The following is a 2,741-nucleotide window of genomic DNA, read 5'->3' on the forward strand; positions in this document are numbered from 1 at the left end:
ACGCTATTTTGGCGAAGTGCTCTTCATCTACCCCTACCTGGATCCCAAGACCCGGACGGCCCGGCTGCGGCTTTCATTTCCCAATCCGGACGACAAACTCAAGCCGGGAATGTACGCCAACGTATACCTGCAGAACACCCTGCCCGGCGAGCGGCTGGTGGTGCCCCAGGAGGCGGTAATCGACAGCGGGGTGAGGAAGCGGGTTTTTGTTTCACGAGGCAAGGGGAAGTTCGAGGCACGGGAGGTCACCCTGGGCGTCGAGGGCAACGACTATATGTTCGAAGTCATCGACGGCCTTGCCGAAGGTGAGGAGATTGTCGTTTCCGGCCAGTTCATGCTGGATTCGGAAAGCCGTTTGAAAGAGGCCATCGCCAAAATGCTCGAAGTGCGCAGCAAAGGGAGCGCAAGTGATGTCGACGATCTGGATATGGACGATATGACCATGGATTCAGACAAGTAACCATTCCGGTTTACAGTTGCCGGTTCACGGTTAAAAAAAATAGGAGACTGCCGCGATTACGGAATGAAAGCACAAATGCTGCGTCTACCTATAGCTATTCCATTAAATATTGCGCAAGGAAGTGAAAGAAAGCTTGTTCCGGACTTACCAAGGTTTGTCGATACATAGAATGATTCAATCGTTGCATGGTTCATCGATAAAACCGTGAACCGATAACCGTGAACAGTTACTCTGCCGAGGAAACCCAGCCATGATCGAAAAAATCATCGAACTGTCCATCAAAAACAAGTTCATCGTGATCCTGGCGACCCTGTTCATCATCGCCGCCGGCATATACGCGATCGCACGCACCCCCCTGGACGCCATTCCCGATCTGTCCGATGTACAGGTGATCATCTTTACCGAATATCCCGGTCAGGCACCCCAGGTGGTCGAGGATCAGGTGACCTACCCGCTGACCACGGCCATGTTATCAGTGCCGTTTGCCAAGGTCGTACGCGGGTTCTCATTTTTCGGCATCTCTTTTGTCTACATCATTTTTGAAGACGGCACCGATCTTTACTGGGCCCGCAGTCGCGTGCTGGAGTACCTGAATTTCGTCGCCGGCCGCCTGCCTCAAGGGGTGACACCCTCACTGGGACCCGATGCCACCGGTGTCGGCTGGGTTTACGAGTACACCCTTGAGAGCGACCGCCACGACCTGGCCCAGTTGCGTTCGATCCAGGACTGGTTCCTGCGCTACGAACTGGCCAGCGTGCCGGGGGTGTCCGAGGTGGCGTCCATCGGCGGATATGTCAAGCAGTACCAGGTGGTCGTGGACCCCAACAAGCTGCGGGCCTACAACATCCCCATCCAGAAGATCCGCATGGCTATCAAGCGCAGCAACAGTGACGTGGGCGGCCGTTTGGTGGAGATGGGCGAGACCGAGTTTATGGTACGGGGGCTGGGCTATATCAAAAGTATCGAAGACCTGTACAATGTGCCGCTGAAGGTGGATGACCGGGGAGTTCCCATCCTCTTGCGCAATGTGGCCACGGTGAAGATCGGTCCGGAGCTGCGGCGGGGCATCGCCGAATACAACGGGCAGGGTGAAGTGGTCGGCGGGATTATCGTCATGCGCTTTGGAGAAAACGCCCTCAAGGTGATCGACAACGTCAAAAAGCGCCTGGAAGAACTCAAGTCAGGCCTTCCCGAAGGGGTTCGCATCAAAGCGGTCTACGACCGGTCTGGGCTTATTATGCGTGCCGTTGACAACCTCAAGACTACCCTGATCGAGGAAAGCATCATCGTGGCCATCGTGTGCATGGTTTTTCTCTTTCACTTCCGTAGCGCCCTGGTGGGCATCTTCACCCTGCCTGTGGGCGTGTTCATCAGCTTTATTATCATGCACGCCCAGGGAATCAACGCCAACATCATGAGCCTGGGCGGCATCGCCATCGCCATCGGCGCCATGGTGGACGGTGCCATCGTCATGATCGAAAACGCCCACAAGCACATTGAGCACGACGGTGGGAAAAAGCCCCACTGGGAGCTGATCACCGACGCCGCCAAGGAGGTGGGGCCGGCGCTGTTCTTCTCATTATTGATCATCGCCGTGAGTTTTCTGCCGGTATTCGCGTTGGAGGCCCAGGAGGGACGGCTGTTCAAGCCGCTGGCCTACACCAAGACCTATGCCATGATGGGTTCGGCCATACTGGCCATCACCATCGTGCCCATACTCATGGGTTACCTGATTCGGGGAAAAATAAAGCCCGAGAGCAAAAATCCGGTTAATCGTTTCCTCATCTGGGTCTACCATCCCATCATCAAGGTGGTTCTCAGGAAGAAGGCCATCGTACTCGTTGCCGCGGTGGTGATCCTGGCCCTCACATGGATCCCGATCAAACGCATGGGTTCTGAATTCATGCCACCCCTGAACGAGGGTGACCTGCTGTACATGCCCACAACCCTGCCGGGCATCTCCATTACCAAGGCCAGGGAATTGCTACAGCAAACAGACAGGATTATCAAGTCCTTTCCTGAAGTGGATAATGTGACCGGCAAGGCCGGACGGGCCGAAACGGCAACCGATCCTGCACCACTTTCCATGCTGGAAACGATCATCACCTTAAAGCCGCAGTCCGAATGGCGTGAGGGAATGACTACTCAATCGCTGATAGATGAAATGGATAAAGCCATTCAATTTCCAGGGCTCACCAATGCCTGGACGATGCCCATTAAGACCAGGATTGACATGCTGTCCACGGGGATCAAAACGCCGGTTGGTCTTAAGTTGATGGGG

At 55.2% G+C, this 2,741-nt stretch carries 3 protein-coding genes; all 3 read left to right on the forward strand.

Annotated features, from left to right (window positions below; all coding sequences use genetic code 11):
* Window positions 1-460, forward strand: a 460-nt coding sequence (locus tag QNK41_RS16240; RefSeq protein WP_319258781.1) for an efflux RND transporter periplasmic adaptor subunit, incomplete at its 5' end; no start/stop codon positions are given.
* 39 nt (window positions 461-499) lie between these two features.
* Complete coding sequence (locus QNK41_RS23120) at window positions 500-628, forward strand: four helix bundle protein (RefSeq protein ID WP_413815170.1); 129 nt, start codon at window positions 500-502, stop codon at window positions 626-628.
* 82 nt (window positions 629-710) lie between these two features.
* Window positions 711-2,741 (forward strand): CusA/CzcA family heavy metal efflux RND transporter (locus QNK41_RS16245; RefSeq protein WP_319258783.1); only part of this gene is annotated, 2,031 nt, incomplete at its 3' end.

This window comes from Desulfosarcina sp., assembly GCF_033791525.1.
Taxonomy (GTDB): Bacteria; Desulfobacterota; Desulfobacteria; order Desulfobacterales; family Desulfosarcinaceae; genus Desulfosarcina.